The sequence below is a fragment of the uncultured Mediterranea sp. genome, from assembly GCF_902493215.1.
In the GTDB taxonomy this organism is placed as follows: domain Bacteria; phylum Bacteroidota; class Bacteroidia; order Bacteroidales; family Bacteroidaceae; genus Bacteroides.
In genome coordinates this window covers 1-20,828 of sequence record NZ_CABUOL010000008.1, presented here as the reverse complement: position 1 = coordinate 20,828, position 20,828 = coordinate 1, and the positions used below count along the sequence as shown (strand labels likewise).

The window sequence follows — 20,828 nt, the reverse complement described above, 5'->3', positions numbered from 1 at the left end:
AGATACAAAAGCTCCCAGTTTTTTTATTTTTTCTTGGTCATCTTTGTCAGAACGGACTGTTCCAGCTATGATTTTTCAGCGTTTCAGGTCTATTTGTTGAGCAATTGCTGTACTGCTTCGCTGTTGGTCGCTTTTCCCTTTTGTTCAGATGTCAGGAAGAGCTGGTCCAATTGGTAGAACTCCAGTCGGGTTTCCGGACGGAATTCGGGTGATGCGACATAATTGCGGACAGAGTATAGCAACTGGCGCATGGCGGGCAGATTCTCAGTCTTTTCGGTACAGTTGACGGAAAGGACAAACAGGCATCCCTTACCTACCTGTGCTTCGAAAGCGATGCCCAACTTGCGGTTGTGTTCATACGTGTCTATCGGTTGGATGACGGGAGTAACGGACGGCATGCCTTCCAGTTCCATGGCGGTTGCATGGTTCAGTACATCCCACCACTGCCAGTCGGCGTAACTGGAAGTCGGGAAGCTATTGAAGCAGGGATGCTCTTCTTGGATCAGTGTACCTACAATCATCGGGTCCCAGTTGAACATGATGGGATTCCAGAAATGACCTGTAAACTTGGCCTTCCGTCCGTTTACTTTTTGAGGAATCAGCAGCACGTTCTTGCCTCTTTCCAATGCTTCCTTTACCCGGTTGTCGTATTGGGTAGCATACAGATAGTCTGTGGCCGGTTGCGTCATAGTACTCGGATACACCCAAAAATCCCATTCGTTGTGATAGGTACCGTTCAGGGTCGTGTGCAGAGTCATCTTTCGGGCTTCCTCAATGCCGTTCAGTTCAATACGGATGAGGCCCAACGAATCGAGGGTGGCACATTGGATGGCAGGTGTGGCAATCCGTCCTTTTTTGAACGTTGTCCCCTGTTCGTCTTCTACATACCATTCCAGCTGTCCGCGCTTCAACGGATTTTCACCGTAATGATAGATTTCCATTTGGGCGGTAAAGGCTTCGTTGTTCAGGTAAGTGCGTTTGGGGATACGTGCCAGCAGTACGGTCGGTGCGCAGGACTCGCGGTATTTCTCGGGAGTGACCAGTCCCTTGCTTTCCCAGAAAGCGTCGAGCACTCCGACAAAAGCACTGCCCTGGCCCGGAAAATCAGTCAGTCCCAACAACTGGAATCCGCCGGAATTGGGTGTACGGAGCAGGGCTTCGTTCACCTCTTTATATTGTAGGATGGTGTGTGCACCGGTGGCGTGGAAGAAGTCGTCGGCTTGATGAAGCATGCCGTTGCGTGCCAGTCTTTCCTGGAATACCTCAAAATTGCGTGGTGACAAGACTCCTGTATATTTCTTGATTTCCTGGAAGTTGGGATACATGCAGCGTTGGCCGGTCTCATGAGCTATGACAGGGCAGTCTATATCCGACTCTTTGCTTCTGTCCCAATCTGTAGAGGGTTTTCCATCGTAGACGGTAATCCATCCTTTGGAGGTGACGTGTGAGGTGTAATATTGGTCGGATGCTGTGTGGGTACGGGCGGTTGAAGCTGAATACAGATGGCGGTTGTCGTACTTTTGTCCTTTCTGGATCAGGTCTTCCAGTACGCTGAAATCACCTTCATTCTCATTTCCGTTACACATCAGGAGGAACGACGGATGATTACCATATTCGTCGAGCATCGCAATCATTTCCTTTTCGAAGAACTCACGGCGTTCGGGATATTTGCCAACGTCCTTTATCCACATCGGCAACTCGGCCTGCAGGTAGATACCTGTTTCGTCTGCCGCTTCGAATGCGGCTTTGGGCGGGCACCAGGAATGGAAACGTACGTGGTTCATACCATACTCTTTTACAATACGGAAGATGCGTTTCCACTCAGTTACTTCTGTCGGAGGATAACCGGTCAGCGGGAACACACAACATTCCAATGTTCCGCGTAAGTGTATATTCCGATGGTTGAGGCGGATGTGGTGTTCTCCTTGTTCTACCTGCCGCATACCGAACCGTGTGGATAGTGTGTCCAAGCGGTCTCCTACCGATAATGTCGCTGTCACCCGATACAGATAGGGATTGAATTCATTCCAAAGCTTCATGTCTTTTCCTATTTGCAGGACATGCTCCAGCCGGTTACTGCCTTTTTCCAAGGTAACATCGGTTTCCAGACGGGAAACTTGTTTTCCCGTTTCATCCTGTAGCATAAGGGTGAGTTTACCTTTCGAAACACTGTCTGTCAGGTTCCTCAGCTCCATGTCCAGTTGTACCGAATGATGGTCGATGTCAGGAAATGGCTTCAGCGAATGGATATAAGTCTTTTCTCTTGCTATCAGTTCGATTCTTCCGGTTATACCATTCCAATTGGTTTGCGTATATTCGCTGGTACCGTGGTTCCATTGGTCCATGGGGTATTTCAGCCGGTTGTCCACACAAATAGTCAATATATGTACGCCGGGCGTCAGTTGTTGGGTCAATGTAAAGCGGTTGGGGGTAATCAGATGTTCTTCGATTCCGGCTTGCTTGCCGTCTACATATACAGTGGTTTCCCAATGGCAACGTTCCAGAAACAATGTGATTTCTTTGTCTTTCCAGGATTCGGGTATAACGACTTCACGTTGATACCAGGCTTGCCCGCAGTATTCAAATTTACGGGTAAGCCGGTCTACGTGACGGGCTGTATTGGCCAATCCTTTTCCTCCTTCATCTGTGGTACCTGGCAGTAGAATCGATTCGGGCAGTTTGCTTAAGAACAGCTGGGAACCTGGAGTTTTTCCGAATCCCATCAGGTCTGTCTGGAAACGCCAGATACCGGATAAGTCTATACTCGTCTGTTGGGCTGTAGTCAGTTGCATGCAGGACAGCAAAGCGAGAGTTAATATTGTTTTCTTCATTGGTTTAATGATATTCATTTAGTAAATAGTCTTTCGAGATTGGATGGCGACATTTCTACAACAGGGTTGAAACATTCGCTCTTCATATATTGTTTCAGGCTGTAAAGCAATTGGCGGGCAGCCGGCCGATTGTCCATATTTTGATGAAAATCGATGCCCGAGACGAGCAGTTTACCGTTACCTACCTTCACTTCAAAGAGCAAACCCAACGAGCGGTTGGTAACCCAGTCGTCGATGACACGCACCAGCGGCTGGATGTCCTTCGACAACTTGCTGAGGTGAATAGCATCTGAATGGCTCATGGCATCCCACCACTGATAGTTGCTATAGTAGTCGGTAGGGAAGTCGCGGAGAGCCGGATGTGAGGGATTGCATAAGATGCCTAAGGTGTGAGGAGCTTGTCCATTGGTCCAAGCTGTATTCCAGAAGATACTGGAAAATCCTACGGCAACTTCACCTCCCATCGTTTTGTTCAGTGAACCCTTTTTGAGTGAAAGCAGTACCTTACCTCCGGCTTGCAGGCAGTCAATGGCTTTCTGGTCAAGGGTGTCTGTCAATAGCAAAGCTTCATCCCATACTTGCTTCTGCGATGGATAGACCCAGAAATCCCAGTCGTTGCTGTGTCCGTCTACGGTGACTTCCAGTTTCAGCTGACAGGCTTTGTGGGTATTGCTCAGATTGAATGATATGTTTCCTAGTGGCAGGCAATTGCCAATGTCCAGACGGGTTACATTGAAATTTCCTTGGTTCAAGGTGTGGCCGGAAGAGTCACGAATCGTACAGTTGGCTTTGGGCTGGGTGAGGGGCCGATAGAAATTGGCCACTTCGACAGCGGCAGTAAAAGTCTCGTTATTTTCGAGCACCAGTTTGGGAATACGTGCCAACGGCACGAGGCTGTTGCAGAAACGGCTGTATTCTTCGGCTGTGACATAACCTTTCCCTTCCCAGAACACATCGAGTGTACCTACGAGCGCAGTTCCTTGGCCGGGGAAGTCGTTCAGGCCAAGCAGTTGGAAACCTCCGAAGTCTGGTGTGCGTAATGCAGCTTCAATGTCAGCCTTGTAGCAGAGCGTCTGCAGTTTGCCCGATGCGAGCAGGAAACTGTCGGCCAGTTGGATGAGGCCGTTTTCCTTCAGACTTTCTTGGAAGATTTCGAAGTTGCGCGCTTGGTATACTCCCGTATATTTCTTCATTTCCTGGAAGTTGGGGTATACACACCATTGGCCTATTTCATGGCTGATGAATGGTTGCTTGAATTTTTGGGTGTAGTTGCGCCAATCGTAGGTTGTGGAGGGGGCTTTTGAATTGATGATGCTTTTCAAGCCGGCTCCCCATTGCTGGATACGTGGAGTGGCGTCGCTGAGGAAATCATTGACAGGCAGGTTGGGCCAACCGGCAGCCGAAGTATAGAGGCGGCGGGAATCACGTTCCTTCCAGTCACTGACAAAGCGGGTCAGGTAGTCGTTGGAATGCTTTCCGGCAGGCTCATTACCATAAGCCATCATACAGAAGGACGGATGGTTACCGTAGGCGTTGACAATGCGTTCGGCTTCCTGGCGTATGAACTCGTCGATGGGTTTGCCATCGCCGATGGTCGTTGACTGGTTGGCCCAGGAAGAACATTCAATCATGTAATACATGCCCAGTTCGTCGGCTGCCTGGAAGGCTGCTTCGGGCGGACACCAGGAATGGAAACGGATGTGGTTGATACCATATTGCTTGCAGATGCGAAGTTCACGCATCCATTCTTCCTTGTCGGTGGCGGGATAGCCGGTCAAGGGGAAGGATGCACAATGGAGGGTGCCTCGCAGGAACACGAGAGTACCATTAAGATAGAGTCGGCCGTTGTTTACACGCCACGTACGGCAACCGAAGGTGACATTACGATTGTCCAACTCTTCTTTACCGCTTCGGAGGGAACAGGTCAGCGTATAGAGATTGGGATTGAATTCGTCCCAAGTCTTTACGTCTTTGGGAAGAGCAAGAGTTACCTGCAACTGGTTTTCACCCGGTTGCAGGGTAAAGGATTGCGTACTCTCTTTTCCTTGCAAACTGAGTGTCAGACTTACTTTGCGGCGTTTGTCGGTTGTGTTGCATACGTTGGCTTTTACTGTCAGGCTGCCTTTTTCAATCTGTGGGAAGACGTGCAGCTGTTTATAGTAGGAACTACCCTTGGCTTCCAGATACATGGCGCCGACAATACCGTTCCAGTTGCCTTGTGTGTGGTCGGAGATGGAATGGGAATTTTCACCCGGATCGATGGCACGTACAGCATTGTCCACACGCACGGAGAGAGTGTGTTTGCCAGGGGTGAGGTAGTCTGTCAAATCATATTGTTGCGGAGCGCTCAAGGCATTTTGCATGCCTACTTCCTGCCCGTCTATCCATACACGGCTTTCCCAATGGCAACGTTCGAAGAAGAGGTGGATGCTTTTTTTCTTCCACGACTTAGGTATTTCGATGTCGCGCTGGTACCAGGCTATACCCGAATAATAATTGTCGGGTTGCAGCCAGTAGGGAATCTTGAAGTTTTCGTGGGTGCGGTAGGGGGCATAACGGTCCAACTTGAAGAAGGTCTGGTCGTTAAAGCTGCCTGTCCATGGGGTGTTCAGATCGATAGGGTCGCCTTTCCCGTTGGTAATCATGGATCCCGGCAACTGGACGTAGTCGTCCAGTGCACGGAGATACCATTGGGCCGATATACCTTGGTCGTTACGGTCGATGGCAAAACGCCATGTTCCTGACAAGTCCATTACCTGAGCATGAACGGACATACAGAGGCACACGCATATTAATAGGAATAAAATAGGGTACTTTTTCATGACAATTGGAGTTTGATCATGGTTTGTGTACTATAAATACCTTGATGATTATTATCCAAAGCGGCGGTTTCGTCCAGTAAGTGCAGGGCCTTGTCGCGATTGCCAAGTCCCCAGTGTCCCAAAGCCATCATATACTTGCAATGGACGGTATTGCGTGTGTCAAGACTGTCGTCCCAGATAAGGAGGTCGGGCAGTGATACGGCAAAGTAGTCCATACGTACCTGGTCGAAGAGATGTTTCTCGCCATAGGATACAAGTTTATGGAAACGGCCTTTGGCTTCATCGGTTCGTCCCAGCTTCAGCAAGGCCATGCCCTGATAGAATATCTTGTCGGGCTTAGCGTCGTTGTAGTAGAGGGCAGCGGCAGGTTCAGTAGGGCCGTTTGTAGCCTTTTCCCAACATTCGGTCGCTTTTTCATGATTGCCTATGGACTGGTAGGCACACCCCATGAAATAGTAGAAATCGTTCTCTTGGGCACCATAGAGTTTCCCTTCGCCTAAATTATGCGGATAAACAAGGCATTCCTCAAGCAGGTGAATGGCTTCGGAGGCTTTACCGTCGGCCAAGGCTTGTTTGGCCAGTTCGATGCGGGCAAATTGGTATTGGCCGGAAACCTTGCCTTCACCACCTTCCCAAGGATGGAAGTGGTGGCCATCTACGATTTGCTTGGCCTCTTCGTAACGGCCGGTCTGGTTCAGAAGGGTGGCTTCCTCGAGGATAAGGTCGTCGCGGCGGGCTATCAGTTCGGGATATTGTTGCAGGAAGGCCAGACGCTGTCCGTGCGGGCGGTGCAGGCGCTTGTACAACTGGTCGAGTTCCATCAGAATACGGGCATCGGTGGGGTCGAGGCGGAAGGCACGTTCCATGCATGATACGGCTTTCTCTTCGTCTTGTTGTTTGTTGAAGTAGGCCAAAGCCAGGTTACGCCAGGCAATGGGGAAGGTGTCGTCTTTCTGTACGGACGTCTCCCAGGCTTGGATGGCCAGGTCGTATTGGCGCTTGTCGTAGTACAGGTTACCCAGGTAGTAGGGAGCCTTGGCATCGGACGGATTGACTTCCATGGCGCATTGCAGGGCCAGGATGGCTTCCAGACGGTTGGGGAAGCAATAGTCGGGACAGGCCTGTGAGGCTTGTACAAAGACGTCGGCATAACCTTCCTTATCGCCCTGCTTCATGCACCAGCCCAAGTAATAATAGGTCATGGGACTGACGGCCTGTTGGCTGATGGCCAGTTGCCAGAGGGAGATGGCTTCGTCCCAACAGCCGGCGGCACAATAGTCGAGGGCTATCTCGTCGTAGTTGTGGGCATCGCCACGCATCAGTTCCTTGAGGGTCTGCAGCGTTTGTTCGTCGTGTGTGAGCAGATACTGCTCGTAACGGCATCCGAAGTTGAAGGCGTCGATGGCCAATGATTCCTCGATGAGCTTCAGAGCAGCTTCAGGCTGGCCGTTGCGGCGTAGGATGGTTGCTTTCAGAGCACGTGCCTTGTGGTTGTGCCAGTTGCGGATGAGGGAATGGTCTATCTCGTAGAGGGCATCCTCCAGACGGTTCTGCCAGGTGGAGATTTGTGCACAGGCCAGGTAACCGGCATCCTGCCAGGCGGCGTTCCAGCACGACTTGTAGAAGCGGTTGTAGGCTTCGTCGATACGTCCCTGATATTTCAAGGCAAGGCCCAGGTTATATAAGGGCTCGCCGTCGTAGGGGTTAGGATTGCGTTTCTGTAAGGTCTTGACGGCCGTGAGCAGGTATTGTTCGGCCTTCTGGAAACGGCCTTTGCGAATGTACCACAGACCCAGGGCGTTATTGTTCCGTACATCGATGGGGTCGCGGCGCAAGGCTTCTTCGTAATAGTCCACGGGGTTGTAGGTGGCGTGGCGATATTGCTCCAGGTGCAGGCCGGTGAGGTAGAGCTGCTCTGTTGTCTTGATTTCGGCGGGGAGCAGGGCTGCTTCGGCCGCGTCGGGGATGGGTTTCACCTCGTCGGGTTCGGCATGCCAGTTCAACAGGTCACGTCCGCCAGCCGTAATGTCGAGGGTCAGTCTGTTGAAAGCCTCGCCTTGGACATCTACCACTTCGTTGAGCACCTCTTCGGGGCATACTGTTACGTTACGGTCATAGTAGATGCGTCCTTCATCGCTCCGCATAGTGATATGGATCGTTTGGCGTGAGGTGGCGAACAGCTTGAAACGTACGCTTCCCTCGCCTTCGGGATCGATGTTCAGCAGGAGGTCTTTGGTGGCGTTCTTTACGATACCCAGCTCGCGGTAGGGCAGGAAGTATTGTACGAAGCTCTTTTCCTCGTAGGGTTGCAACCAGGTGAAGTCGGGTTGGTTTTCTGTATAGACGCCCGCCATGAGTTCGATGTAGGGGCCGTCTTCGTCGGTGAGGTTGCGGTCCCAGGCACGGCCGAAGTCTCCGTTGCCCCATGTCCACTGCTTTTTGCCTGGCGATACGTGATGGCTGGCTACGTGGAGCATGCCTGCCTGAGTATCGTTTTCGTAACCGCCCTCGAAGTCGAAGCGCGAGTTGACAGCCATGTAGGACGTAGGAACCTTGATGTTCTTGTAGTTCGAGATGTCCACGCCAGCCGAGTAGTCCATCTTGTAATAGGTACCAGTGGCGATGGGGAAGCTGCTGACGGCCCGCTTGCCATGGTCGAACACGGCGTTGATATCGGGTGGGAAGACGCTTTGATAGTAGTCGTTGACGGCTACGGCCGGATTGGCCCACCAGAGGAAGGTTTGCGGCACTTCCGTTCGGTTATAGAGCACGCCTTTGATTTCGAGGAAGGCATGTCCCGGCCGAAGGGTGAAACCAGCCATACCTTTCTGATGGAACATGCGCTCCATCTCGCTGACCCATACCGTGACACTGCCGTCGGCATTCTCTTCGATGGTGGTGTCAACGGGCATATAGGTGCTGGGGCGGTGGTGTTGAGGCCAGTTGAACTCGATGCCGCCTGAAATCCAGGGACCGGCCAAGCCTACCAATGCAGGCTTGATGACGTGGTTATAGTAGATGAAGTGGCGTTGCTTTATCTTGTCGTAAGCCATCTGTACACGTCCGCCCAGTTCGGGCAGAATCATGACTTTGATGTATTCGTTCTCAATGAATACGGCGTTGTAGGTCTTGTCGGTCTTCTCGTCGGCAATGGACTCGATGACCGGATAGGGATAGACTACACCGCTGCTGCCCTGATAGACACGTTTCTCCAGAAACATCGGGCTCTTTTCGGGTTTCCCCACTTCGTAAGTAGGGATGGTTACTTGTTCTTTCCAGGCTTTAACCATAGTTGTATGTGTTGTTTTTAGTTCACTTCCCATAAGCGGAAGGTGATGTGTTAAGTATTTAATTTTCAGATTGATATTGCTTTATTTTTCTTTACCGGAAATAAAGTGTTGCTTTACTCCTGATAAAGCATCGCTTTAATGCTTTTAAAGCATTGCTTTAATCGGACTAAAGCATTGCTTTAAAGGCTGTAAAGTAATGGCAAGGAAACGGCCTTTGGTTTGGTTCTGCCGTTTCCTTCGTCATTCATCTACCATTTCCTTTTCCAGCTGCTCCAGCGATTTGCCTTTGGTTTCGGGCATGCGGAAGAGGAAGAAGACAAGACCAGCGGCGCAGATGGCTGTATAGATCCAGAAAGTACCGGCCGTCCCCAATGCTTTGTTCAGGAAGGGGAAGGTGTAGGTCAGGATGAAGCTGGCCACCCACAGGGCAAACGTACCGGTAGCCACGGCCACACCCCTCACTTTGTTGGGGAAGATTTCGGACAACAGTACCCAAGTGACAGGCCCCAGCGTCATGGCATAGCAGGCAATGGCGGTTACTACCAGTACGACCATGAAGATGCCGCTTACCTCGAAGTAATAGCAGGTGCCTAGTATCAGGTAGATGCCGGCCAGTCCGCCCGCTCCAAGAAGCATCAGTGCGCGGCGTCCCAGGCGGTCGACGGTATAGATGGCCACGAACGTGAAGACCAAGTTGGCGATGCCCGTCACGACGATGTTGATGAACGTATTGTCCACATCGTAACCAGCCGACTGGAAAACCTCCTGAGCGTAGTTGAAGATGACGTTTGTGCCGCACCATTGCTGAAACATGGCCACGATGATGCCCAGCGTCAGTACCCGTCGATAGGGCTTGCTGAAGAGCAGCGACAGGCCTCCCTGCTTCTGCTTGTTCTCCATGTCGTTTTGCAGGGATGACAATTCGCTTTGTGCATACGTGTTGCCTCCGATGCGGGTCAGGATTTGGGTGGCCCGTTCACGTCGTCCCTTCATGGCCAGCCATCGTGGGCTTTCGGGGATAAAGGCAGCCAATACAAGGAAAGCCAGGGCAGGGAAGGCGGCCGACCAGAACATCCAGCGCCACGACATGGCTACATTCCATGCCGTATCGTCGCTGACCAGCAGCCAGTTGACTATCTGTGCCGCCAGAATACCGATGACAATGGTCAGCTGGTTGAGCGATACCAATTTTCCTCTGATGGAAGCGGGTGCCACTTCGGCAATGTACATGGGCGACAACCCCGATGCGATACCGATGGCAATACCTCCGCCGAAGCGGGCCAGCAGGAAATACTGGAAATTACTGAAAGCACCTGTACCATAGGCGGTCAGTACAAAAATGAGGGCCGAGAGCAGGAGCAGCGGTTTACGTCCCAATTTGTCGGCCAGCATGCCCGATGTCAATGCGCCGATGAGGCATCCGGCCAAAGCGATGCTCATGGCCAGTCCCTGCATGGCAGGATCGCCGGCAATGCCGAAGAACTGTTCGTAGAAAATCTTGGCGCCGCCGATGACGACCCAGTCGTAACCGAACAGCAATCCGCCCATGGCAGACACCAGGCAGATGAAATAGATGAATCCTTTGTTGTACGTTTTCATGTTATCAGATGAACTATTTGTTTTCTGTTGCAAAAATAGCAACTACCAACGAACTGAAAAATAGAAAGTCTTATTCTGTATATGGACAATCTTACGATTCTGCTTGCGTATTTCATTTTTGTTGTGTATGTTTGCCGTCAGCCTTAAAAACATGTCTATATGATTGAATTGAAAGACGGATTTCAAGGGGAACAGCTCTTGGTGCTTCCCAAACTGATTGTGGAGTCTATGGAGACCGATCCATTGCTTTCCAGACTTCATATCACAGATATTGGCTATTTCCCGCGTGCTTTGCATCATTATAGGGAACGTAAAGTGCCCATCAATCAGTATGTCTTTATTTATTGTACCGATGGTGAAGGTTGGTATCGTATCGGTAGCCATACTTATACGGTAGTTGCCAACCAGTATTTCATTCTTCCGGCTGGAGTTCCCCATGCTTATGGAGCCAGTGAGTCGGCTCCATGGACAATTTATTGGATACACTTTAAAGGTGATATGGCACTCTATTACGCCAAAGATGCTGTTGCTCCCATGGATATTCGTCCTGGCAACCGTTCGCGTATCAGTGATCGTATCGGATTGTTTGAGGAGATGTTCACAATCCTGAAATCTGGCTATAGCAACGAAAATCTGCAATATGTATCTTCTCTCTTTCATTATTTTTTGGGGTCGTTGCGCTATGTGCAGCAATATCGCGATGCCAATGGCGACAGGCATGACGAGGCTGATGTGGTGGAGCAAGCCATCCATTTTATGAAGGAGAATATGGAGAAACGCCTGTCTTTGCAGGAAATGGCTTTACATACTGGATATTCGTCTTCTCACTTCTCTGCTTTGTTCAGGCAGAAAACAGGTCATAGTCCTTCGGCCTATTTCAATTTGTTGAAAGTACAGTACGCCTGTTTGTTGTTGGATACGACGGATATGAAAATTAATCAGATCTGTTACAAGGTCGGAATGGAAGACATGTTTTATTTCTCGCGTCTGTTCAGTAAGATAATGGGAATGTCCCCCAAGGAATATCGGAAATCAAAGAAAGGATAATATATAAGAAGAGGGCGTGCCACGGCACACCCTCTTCTGTATAAAAAGGTAAATGTTATAGCGGAATATACTCTACAAACGCTTCCATCGCTTCGTAGCTGGCCAAGCCCAAACTGTTGTACAGATTGGCTGTACCACGGTTACGGTCTTCGCTTCGTTGCCAGAAAAGGCGTTCGTCGTTACCCAGGAACGGAGCGCTTTCCATCTGACTTTGGTGCTTCAGAATGGAGTTGCGTTTGGCTCTCAGTTCTTCGGGGCTGATGGGCACAGCCATTTCGATATTCTCGATTTCCCATTCGGCCCATGCACCGCGATACATCCAGATGCGGCAATCCTTCAACCATTCGGCGCCTTCTTCCTTTTCCAGGTCGATAGCGGCGAATACGGCATCGGTGCAGACACGGTGAGTGCCATGCGGATCGGCCAGGTCGCCTGCCACGAATACCTGATGAGGTTTTACTTCGCGCAACAGGTTGCGTACGATTTCAACGTCGGCCTCGCTGATGGGGTTCTTCTTGATTTTGCCGGTCTCGTAGAAAGGCAGGTCAAGGAAATGGCAATGATCCAACGGAATGTTATTGTAGGTACAGGCCGTACGTGCTTCGCCACGACGGATGAGTCCCTTGATGGTGAGGATGTCGCGGGTATCCATGTCGCCGTCCTTCTTTTCGCGCAGGAACTTACGGATTTCAGCATACTTTTCGTTGATGACCTGGTCGGCGCTGTCATTGAAAAGCTGGTTGAAGCCGTTGATGAAGTGCAGGAAACGAACCACCTCTTCGTCGCCCACGGCAATGTTGCCGCTGGTTTCGTAGGCTACATGTACGTCGTGACCCTGCTCTACCAGGCGACGGATGGTACCACCCATGGAGATAACGTCGTCATCTGGGTGCGGAGAAAAGACCACTACACGTTTCGGGAAGGGGTTGGCACGTTCGGGACGATAGGTGTCGTCGGCGTTCGGCTTGCCGCCCGGCCATCCGGTAATGGTGTGCTGCAGGTCGTTGAATATCTTGATGTTCACATTGTAGGCCGAACCATAGAGAGCCAGCAGTTCGCTCAAACCGTTCTCGTTGTAGTCCTTGTTGGTCAGCTTGAGGATGGGTTTGCCTGTGAGCTGGCACAACCATACGATGGCGCTTCGGATGAGCTTGTCGTTCCATTCGCAGGAAGTCACCAGCCAGGGACGCTGGATACGTGTCAGGTTGGCGGCAGCCGAGAGGTCGACTACGATGTGTGCGTTGTTGTGCGTCTGCAAATAGGATGCGGGGATGGTGTCGGTGATGTTGCCTTCCACACATTCTTTCACCATTTTGGCTTTCTCTTCTCCCCAGGCCATGAGGTAGACTTTCTTGGCGGCGAGGATGGTCGATACTCCCATCGTGATGGAGCTGACGGGTGTATTGTCGATGGCTCCGAATATTTTGGCAGCATCGTTGCGCGAATCGCTGTCCAGCAGGATGAGGCGGGTGGTGGAGTTCAGACGTGAACCCGGCTCATTGAAACCGATATTACCCACACGGCCTATGCCCAGCAGGGCAACATCCAATCCGCCGAAGCTTTCGATGCGCTGCTCGTACAGGCGGCAATATTCGAAGATGGTGTCCTTGGCAATGGAGCCGTCGGGGCTGAAGATGTTCTGCTTGTCTATGTCCACATGGTCGAGGAGCATTTCTTTCAGGGCGTTCAGGTTGCTGGTAGCAGCATCGGGAGCCAAGGGATAATACTCGTAGAGGTTGAACACGATGACATTGCGGAAGCTCAAGCCTTCTTCTTGATGCATGCGCACCAGGGCAGCGTATACGTTGCGGGGCGAATTGCCGCCTGCCAGTGCCAGTACACAGAAGCGTCCGGCTTTCTGCTTGTCACGTATCAGCTGTGCAATGTCGCGGGCTATCTGGTCGGCACCTTCTTCTGCGGTTTCGTAGATATCGGTGGGTACTTTCTCCAGACGGGTCAGCACAGAGCGTTCGAAAGCGTTCTCCGGGCGATAGTACCTCGTCGACACTCGGTTCAGAGTGATTTGTGAACTTAGATTTGTCTTCATAATCGATTGTATTAAAGTAATTGATTGCGTCCGTTATATTTTATAGGTGTCAGGGACGAGCTTGCCCATGGCCCAGACGGCACGTACGTTCAAGTTTTCGTCCATGACGATGATATCGGCATCTTTACCCTTCTGCAACGAACCCTTGCGGTCGTACACACCCATAATCTTGGCTGGCGTTTCCGATACCATGCGGGCGGCGTCGGCCAAAGGGATGTCGGCTTTCTGTACGACAGTGCGGATGAGGCGGTCCATCGTGGCGATACTTCCCGCCAGTGCCGAGCGGTCGGCCAGCTTGCAGACGCCGTCTTCAATAATGACACGGGGGTCGAAAGCTTCCTTGCTGTCGCTGGCGGCGCAGGCCAGGGCGTCGGTGATGAGGCACATGCGCTCCACTCCTTTTATTTTATAGACCAGTCTCAGGATGGTGGGCGGCACGTGGATGCCGTCGGCTACGACTTCTACCGTCATGTCGTCCAGCAGATAGATGCTCTCCACCGTACCTTCGTACTTGTATTCGCGGCGCTTGTGGAAGCCCGGCATGGCGTTGTAGAAGTGGGTGGCGTGGGTGTATCCTGCTTCGTAGGCGGCCTGTATGTCTTCGAATTCGGCCTGTGTGTGTCCGACGGAGGCAAGAATGCCCTTGCCGGAGATGTATTTTCCGAACTGGATGGCACCCGGCAGTTCGGGGGCGGCATCCCAGCGCTTGATGCACGACCAGCGTTCAACGAGCGGAATGTATTCGTTCGGGTCGGGGTTCTTGATATTCTCGGGGAGCTGTCCGCCGGCCATGGCCATGTTGAAGTAGTGGCCTTCGAGATGCAGACCCAGGATGGGGCTGTCGGGTTCGGCCATCAGCTTGGTACAAGTCTCGGCTGCCTGCTCGATCATGGGGACGGTTGACGAGGACAGAGTGGGGAAGATGCTGGTCGTGCCATACTTCATGTGCGTCTGGACAGCTTGGCGGAAAGCATCTTCGGTGCATTCCATAAAGTCGCGTCCGCCGCCTCCGTGGGCGTGGATTTCGATGCCGCCGGGCAGTACGTACATGCCTTTGACGTCGATGAGTGTGGCGCCTATCACGGCCAGGTCGCAGTTGGTCACTTCCAAAATCTTACCGTCTCTGATGAGGACGGAACCATCCTTCAGCCATCCTTGCGGAGTGAGGATGCGGGCATTGATGAGTTGAGTCAGCATAGGATTTAGTGGTTAGTATTGTTGTTTTTGTTAATTGTCATTGTAAAAATTGGTTTTTCACCTACAAAAGTACGGACTTTCCTCTAAATATAGCTTCACTATTGATAGGTATTTTCTATTAAATACTCTAAATTCTTTTAGTTAATGCTGAAAAAGGTCCGTTATCGGCCGCACAGATTTCCGCCGAGGGCTGCAAGAATCCCCAGCACAATGCTCAGCAGGACGTATAGCAGGAACAGGCTCCCATAGCCTTGCTTGAGCAGCGTCAGGCCGTCGTTGCTGAAGGTCGAGAAGGTGGTGAACCCTCCACAGAGGCCGGTCGTCAGCAGGAGGCGGATTTCTGTTGGCAGGTTGAAGCGGGCCGACCAGGAATAGAAGAAACCGATGAGGAAACTGCCCACGATGTTGACGGTGAATGTGGCCCATGGAAAATTGTAGGGTACGATGCGTTCGTGCAAAGCCATTTGCACGCAATAGCGGAGCACACTTCCTGTGCCTCCTCCGATAAAGATAGCTATCAGTTCTTTTGTCATGGCGTCAGTCTTATGTTTGGCGGCAGGCAGCTGCCTGCCCGATTACGGATGCAAAGGTAGGAAAACATCGGGGCTTTCCGAAGCAACTTTCTTCTTTTTGCAGGAAAAGGCTGTTTTGCGAGGCAGAAAAGGCTGCTTTCCTGTCGGGAAAAGGCTGTTTTGTCTTTTCGCCCCCTATGGGACGTATGCAAACGTTTGCTGAATGGCTTTCAGGCTTTTTATCGGCAACAGCCTGCCAATTTCTTTTCTCTTTTCTATCTTTGTCACACAAATTACTAACATTGCACATGAGAAACATGAAAACATTCATTTCAAAATTCCTATTTCTGTTGCTTTTCCTTGGCGTAACCGCAGGAGTGGGGGCCGAAGAACTCACTTCGCCCAACGGACAACTTCGTCTGAACTTTACGGTCAATGCGCAGGGAGAACCCGTCTACGAACTGTATTATGAGGATAAAACCGTTATCAAGCCATCCAAGCTGGGATTGGAGCTGAAGGACGATCCGGGCCTGATGAATGGCTTCTCGCTGGCCGGCGTGAAGACTTCCACGTTCGACGAAACTTGGCAGCCTGTCTGGGGCGAGGAGAAGGAAATCCGCAACCATTACAATGAAATGGCGGTGACCCTGAACCAGAAGGCGCAGGAGCGTAATATCGTCATCCGTTTCCGCCTCTTCGACGACGGCCTGGGCTTCCGCTACGAATTCCCTTTGCAGAAGAACCTCAATTATTTCGTCATCAAGGAAGAGCATACCCAGTTTGCCATGGCGGGCGACCACACGGCCTTCTGGATACCTGGCGATTACGATACGCAGGAATATGACTATACCGAATCGAAGCTGACGGAGATACGCGGCCTGATGAAAGGTGCCATTACGCCCAACTCTTCGCAGACTCCCTTCTCGCCTACAGGCGTGCAGACGGCCTTGCAGATGAAGACGGCCGACGGCCTCTACATCAACCTGCACGAGGCGGCATTGGTCGACTATTCGTGCATGCACCTCAACCTCGACGACAAGAACCTGGTGTTCGAGTCCTGGCTGACTCCTGATGCACAGGGCAACAAGGGCTATTTGCAGGCTCCCTGCACCTCACCCTGGCGTACGGTCATTGTGAGCGACGACGCACGCGACATCCTTGCCTCGCGCATCACGCTGAATCTCAATGAACCTTGTGCTTACGAAGACGTGTCGTGGATCAAACCCGTGAAGTACGTCGGCGTGTGGTGGGAGATGATTGCCGGCAAGAGCACATGGGCCTACACCGACGAACTTCCTTCCGTCAAGTTGGGGCAGACAGATTATACGAAGACCAAACCCAACGGCCGTCATGGAGCCAACAACGAGCACGTGAAGAAATACATCGACTTTGCGGCTGCCAACGGGCTTGATCAGGTGCTGGTCGAAGGTTGGAATGAAGGTTGGGAAGACTGGTTCGGCAAGTCAAAGGATTATGTGTTCGACTTCGTGACCCCCTATCCCGATTTCGATGTGAAGATGCTGAACGACTATGCCCGTAGCAAAGGGGTGAGACTGATGATGCATCACGAGACATCTTCTTCCGTACGCAACTACGAACGCCATCTGGACAAGGCCTATCAGTTTATGGTAGACAATGGCTACAATGCCGTGAAGAGCGGATATGTAGGAAACATCATTCCTCGTGGCGAGCACCATTACGGTCAGTGGATGAACAATCACTACCTGTATGCCGTCAAGAAAGCGGCCGAATACAAGATTATGGTCAACGGACACGAAGCCGTGCGCCCCACCGGCCTTTGCCGTACGTACCCCAACCTGATAGGCAATGAGTCGGCCCGAGGCACCGAATACGAAGCCTTTGGCGGTAGTAAGCCTTTCCACACTACGCTCTTGCCCTTCAACCGTCTCATCGGCGGTCCGATGGACTATACGCCGGGTATCTTTGACACGAAGCTAGACTTTATGGGCGATTTGCCTCACGGACAGGTGCAGACAACCCTTTGCAAGCAGCTGGCCCTCTACGTTACCCTCTACAGTCCCTTGCAGATGGCTGCCGACGTGGTCGAGAACTACGAGAAGCGCATGGACGCCTTCCAGTTCATCAAGGACGTTGCCGTAGATTGGGATGAAAGCAATTACATCGAAGCCGAGCCGGGCGACTACATCACCATCGCGCGCAAGGCCAAGGGAACGGACAACTGGTTCGTTGGTGGCATTACCGACGAAAATGCCCGTACAGCCGAGTTCAAGCTCGACTTCCTCGATGCCGACAAGAAATACGTGGCTACCCTTTATGCCGACGGCAAGGATGCCGACTATAAGGAAAATCCCACTTCTTATCAGATAAAGAAAGGTATCGTGACTTCCAAGACCAAGATGACCGTCAGGGAAGCGCGTAGCGGAGGCTTTGCCTTGAGCCTGATTGAGGCTACGCCCGACGACCTGAAATCTGTGAAGAAATGGAGAAACTGAAAAAGGTAAGAAGATAGCTTCATAGGTGTTGGTAAGCGCTCTGCGAGTTTTTAAGCTTGCAGGGCGTTTTTTACTGAAAAAAACTGGGCATTTCCGAATGTTGCCTGCCGACTTATTTGTACCTTTGCAATCGTTTTTATAAGCGGACACTATACATAATATATTAAAGAATATACATATATGGGAGGTTTCTTCGGTACAGTCGCCAAAGAAAGTTGTGTGACTGATTTGTTTTATGGTACAGACTACAATTCACATTTAGGTACGAAACGGGGCGGTATGGCTACTTACGACGGCGCGACCCAAAGCTTCAACCGTTCTATCCACAATCTGGAAAGCACCTATTTCCGTACGAAGTTCGAAGACGAGCTGGATAAGTTCAAGGGCAATTCAGGTATCGGCATCATCAGCGATACGGACGCGCAGCCCATTATCCTGAACTCCCACCTGGGGCGTTTCGCCATTGTGACAGTAGCCAAGATTGTAAACATAGCCGAGCTGGAGGCCGATTTGCTCAAGCAGAACATGCACTTCTCCGAGCTCAGCTCCGGCCAGACCAACCAGACGGAACTGATAGCCCTGCTCATTATCCAAGGCAAGAACTTTGTAGAAGGTATTGAAAATGTCTACAGGCACATCAAAGGCTCCTGTTCCATGTTGCTTCTGACAGAAGACGGTATCATTGCCGCCCGCGACAAGTGGGGGCGTACGCCGATTGTCATCGGACGTAAGGACGGTGCCTATGCCGCCACCAGCGAATCGAGCTGTTTTCCCAACCTCGACTACGAAGTGGAGCGCTATCTGGGGCCGGGCGAAATCGTTCGTTTGCGGGCCGAAGGTATCGAGCAGATGCGTAAGCCGGAAGAGAAGATGCAGATTTGTTCGTTCCTGTGGGTTTATTATGGTTTCCCTACGTCGTGTTACGAAGGACGCAATGTCGAAGAGGTCCGCTTCACCAGCGGTTTGAAAATGGGGCAGACCGACTCGTCTGAAGTAGATTGTGCTTGTGGTATTCCTGATTCGGGTGTAGGTATGGCTTTGGGGTATGCCGAAGGCAAGGGCATTCCCTATCATCGTGCCATTGCCAAGTATACTCCGACCTGGCCGCGCAGCTTCACTCCCAGTCGGCAGGAGATGCGTAATCTTGTAGCCAAGATGAAGCTTATCCCCAATCGTGCGATGCTTCAGGGCAAGCGCCTTCTCTTCTGCGACGATTCCATCGTACGTGGTACACAGCTCCGCGACAATGTCAAGGTGCTCTATGAGTATGGTGCCAAGGAAGTGCACATCCGCATAGCTTGTCCGCCGCTCATCTACTCTTGTCCGTTCATTGGGTTTACGGCATCCAAGAGTCCGCTTGAACTGATTACACGCCGCATCATCAAGGAACTGGAAGGCGACGAAAACAAGAATCTTGAGAAATATGCTACGACCGGATCGCCCGAATACAACCGTATGGTCGAAATCATGCGCGAGCGTTTTGGCTTCACTTCCTTGCGTTTCAATACGCTGGAGACGCTGGTCGAGAGCATCGGCCTGCCCAAGTGCAAGCTTTGTACGCATTGTTTTGACGGCAGCAGCTGTTTCTGATTGACAAATAGTTAAAATAGAAATAAAAAAGGGGCGTGGATTGCTTGGCAATTTACGCCCCTTTTTCTACCTTTACGGGCACAATGAACAATTTTGTTGAATCTCTTTTATTTGAATGATATGACTTTAGTAGAACGTTTTTTGAAGTATGTCAGCTTCGACACTCAGTCGAACGAAGAGACGGGTGTCACTCCCAGTACACCGGGGCAGATGGTCTTTGCCCGTTATCTGAAAGAAGAACTGGAGTCGTTGGGGCTCGAAGATATTACGTTGGACGAGAACGGCTATCTGTTTGCCACGCTTCCCGCCAATACGGACAAGCCGTTGCCTACGGTAGGTTTCATTGCCCACATGGATACAAGCCCCGATATGAGCGGCAAGAACGTGTCGCCGCGCAAGGTGGAAAATTACGACGGTAAGGACATTGTGCTTTGTGCCGAAGAAAATATAGTGCTGTCTCCCTCCCAATTCCCCGAACTGCTCGACCACAAGGGTGAGGACTTGATCGTGACGGACGGCAAGACGTTGCTTGGTGCTGACGACAAGGCGGGTATTGCCGAAATCGTTTCAGCCATTGTCTATCTGCAGGAACACCCTGAAATCAAGCATGGCAAGATACGCATCGGCTTCAATCCCGACGAAGAGATCGGTCTCGGTGCCCACAAGTTCGATGTGGAGAAGTTCGGTTGCGACTGGGCTTATACGATGGACGGCGGTGAGGTAGGCGAACTGGAGTTCGAAAACTTCAATGCCGCTTCGGCCAAGATTACGTTTAAGGGCCGCAACGTGCATCCGGGTTATGCCAAGCATAAGATGATCAATTCCATTCGGGTGGCCAGTCGCTTTATGGCCATGCTGCCCAGCCACGAAACGCCCGAGCATACCGAAGGATACGAAGGCTTCTATCACCTGGTAGGTATCAGCGGCGAGGTGGAGCAGACGGTGGTGTCTTACATCATCCGCGACCATGACCGTGCCCGTTTCGAGAGCCGCAAGAAGGAAATGGAACACCTCGTCCGTAAGATCAATGCCGAGTATGGCGAGGGTACGGCTACGCTCGACCTGCACGACCAGTACTACAACATGCGCGAGAAGATAGAACCGGTGATGCACGTCATCGACATTGCTTTCCAGGCCATGAAGGATGCTGGCGTGGAGCCTCGTGTGAAGGCTATCCGAGGTGGTACGGACGGCGCCCAGCTGTCGTTCAAGGGTTTGCCTTGTCCCAATATCTTTGCCGGAGGACTCAATTTCCACGGCCGTTATGAGTTCGTGCCCATCCAGAGCATGGAGAAAGCCATGATGGTTGTGGTCAAGATTGCCGAACTGGTAGCCGCACGCTGATGAATACATTTTAATTCTTAATGCGAATCAGCAGTTGAAAACATCTTCTGATTCTTGATTTAAAAGTTTGTAATT

The 20,828-nt window shown here is 51.4% G+C and carries 12 protein-coding genes; 4 read left to right on the top strand and 8 right to left on the bottom strand.

Annotation, left to right across the window (positions count from 1 at the left end; translation table 11 throughout):
* Positions 1-89: 89 nt before the first annotated feature.
* From RDO88_RS06665 to RDO88_RS06650, 4 genes are all read right to left on the bottom strand, one after another.
* On the bottom strand, positions 90-2,831 hold the full coding sequence (locus tag RDO88_RS06665; RefSeq protein ID WP_374043915.1) for a glycoside hydrolase family 2 protein: 2,742 nt from the start codon (positions 2,829-2,831) through the stop codon (positions 90-92).
* 14 nt (positions 2,832-2,845) lie between these two features.
* Positions 2,846-5,653: a glycoside hydrolase family 2 protein gene (locus RDO88_RS06660; protein ID WP_374043914.1), complete on the bottom strand. Its 2,808-nt coding sequence runs from the start codon at positions 5,651-5,653 to the stop codon at positions 2,846-2,848.
* A complete protein-coding gene (locus RDO88_RS06655; protein WP_307758631.1) occupies positions 5,650-8,943 on the bottom strand; it encodes a DUF5107 domain-containing protein in 3,294 nt (1,097 codons plus the stop codon). Before RDO88_RS06655 ends, RDO88_RS06660 begins: the two co-directional genes overlap by 4 nt.
* A gap of 240 nt (positions 8,944-9,183) precedes the next feature.
* Positions 9,184-10,542, bottom strand: coding sequence for a sugar porter family MFS transporter (locus RDO88_RS06650; protein WP_307758630.1), 1,359 nt, complete (start codon positions 10,540-10,542; stop codon positions 9,184-9,186).
* A gap of 159 nt (positions 10,543-10,701) precedes the next feature.
* Here RDO88_RS06650 and RDO88_RS06645 point away from each other — a divergent pair, with 159 nt between their 5' ends.
* Positions 10,702-11,589: a helix-turn-helix domain-containing protein gene (locus RDO88_RS06645; RefSeq protein ID WP_307758629.1), complete on the top strand. Its 888-nt coding sequence runs from the start codon at positions 10,702-10,704 to the stop codon at positions 11,587-11,589.
* Positions 11,590-11,644: 55 nt separating this feature from the next.
* On the opposite strand, the gene RDO88_RS06640 is transcribed toward RDO88_RS06645, so the two are convergent.
* The 4 genes from RDO88_RS06640 to RDO88_RS06625 form a co-directional block, all read right to left on the bottom strand.
* A complete protein-coding gene (locus RDO88_RS06640; RefSeq protein WP_307758628.1) occupies positions 11,645-13,636 on the bottom strand; it encodes a 6-phosphogluconolactonase in 1,992 nt (663 codons plus the stop codon).
* 33 nt (positions 13,637-13,669) lie between these two features.
* Positions 13,670-14,833 carry an N-acetylglucosamine-6-phosphate deacetylase gene (gene nagA / locus RDO88_RS06635; protein ID WP_307758627.1) on the bottom strand — a complete coding sequence of 388 codons (1,164 nt, stop codon included), beginning with the start codon at positions 14,831-14,833 and terminating at the stop codon, positions 13,670-13,672.
* A 161-nt stretch (positions 14,834-14,994) separates the two neighbouring features.
* On the bottom strand, positions 14,995-15,366 hold the full coding sequence (gene crcB / locus RDO88_RS06630) for a fluoride efflux transporter CrcB (protein ID WP_307758626.1): 372 nt from the start codon (positions 15,364-15,366) through the stop codon (positions 14,995-14,997).
* Positions 15,367-15,376: 10 nt separating this feature from the next.
* A complete protein-coding gene (locus tag RDO88_RS06625) occupies positions 15,377-15,676 on the bottom strand; it encodes a hypothetical protein (RefSeq protein WP_307758735.1) in 300 nt (99 codons plus the stop codon).
* Here RDO88_RS06625 and RDO88_RS06620 point away from each other — a divergent pair.
* From RDO88_RS06620 to pepT, 3 genes are all read left to right on the top strand, one after another.
* Positions 15,654-17,819 (top strand): glycoside hydrolase family 97 catalytic domain-containing protein, encoded by a 2,166-nt coding sequence (locus RDO88_RS06620; protein WP_307758625.1) that lies wholly within the window; start codon positions 15,654-15,656, stop codon positions 17,817-17,819. The two genes, RDO88_RS06625 and RDO88_RS06620, sit on opposite strands and share 23 nt — an antisense overlap.
* A 180-nt stretch (positions 17,820-17,999) precedes the next feature.
* Positions 18,000-19,409, top strand: a complete 1,410-nt coding sequence (locus RDO88_RS06615) for an amidophosphoribosyltransferase (protein ID WP_072545722.1) — start codon at positions 18,000-18,002, stop codon at positions 19,407-19,409.
* Positions 19,410-19,529: 120 nt separating this feature from the next.
* On the top strand, positions 19,530-20,753 hold the full coding sequence (pepT, locus tag RDO88_RS06610) for a peptidase T (protein ID WP_307758624.1): 1,224 nt from the start codon (positions 19,530-19,532) through the stop codon (positions 20,751-20,753).
* The last annotated feature ends 75 nt before the right edge of the window (positions 20,754-20,828 follow it).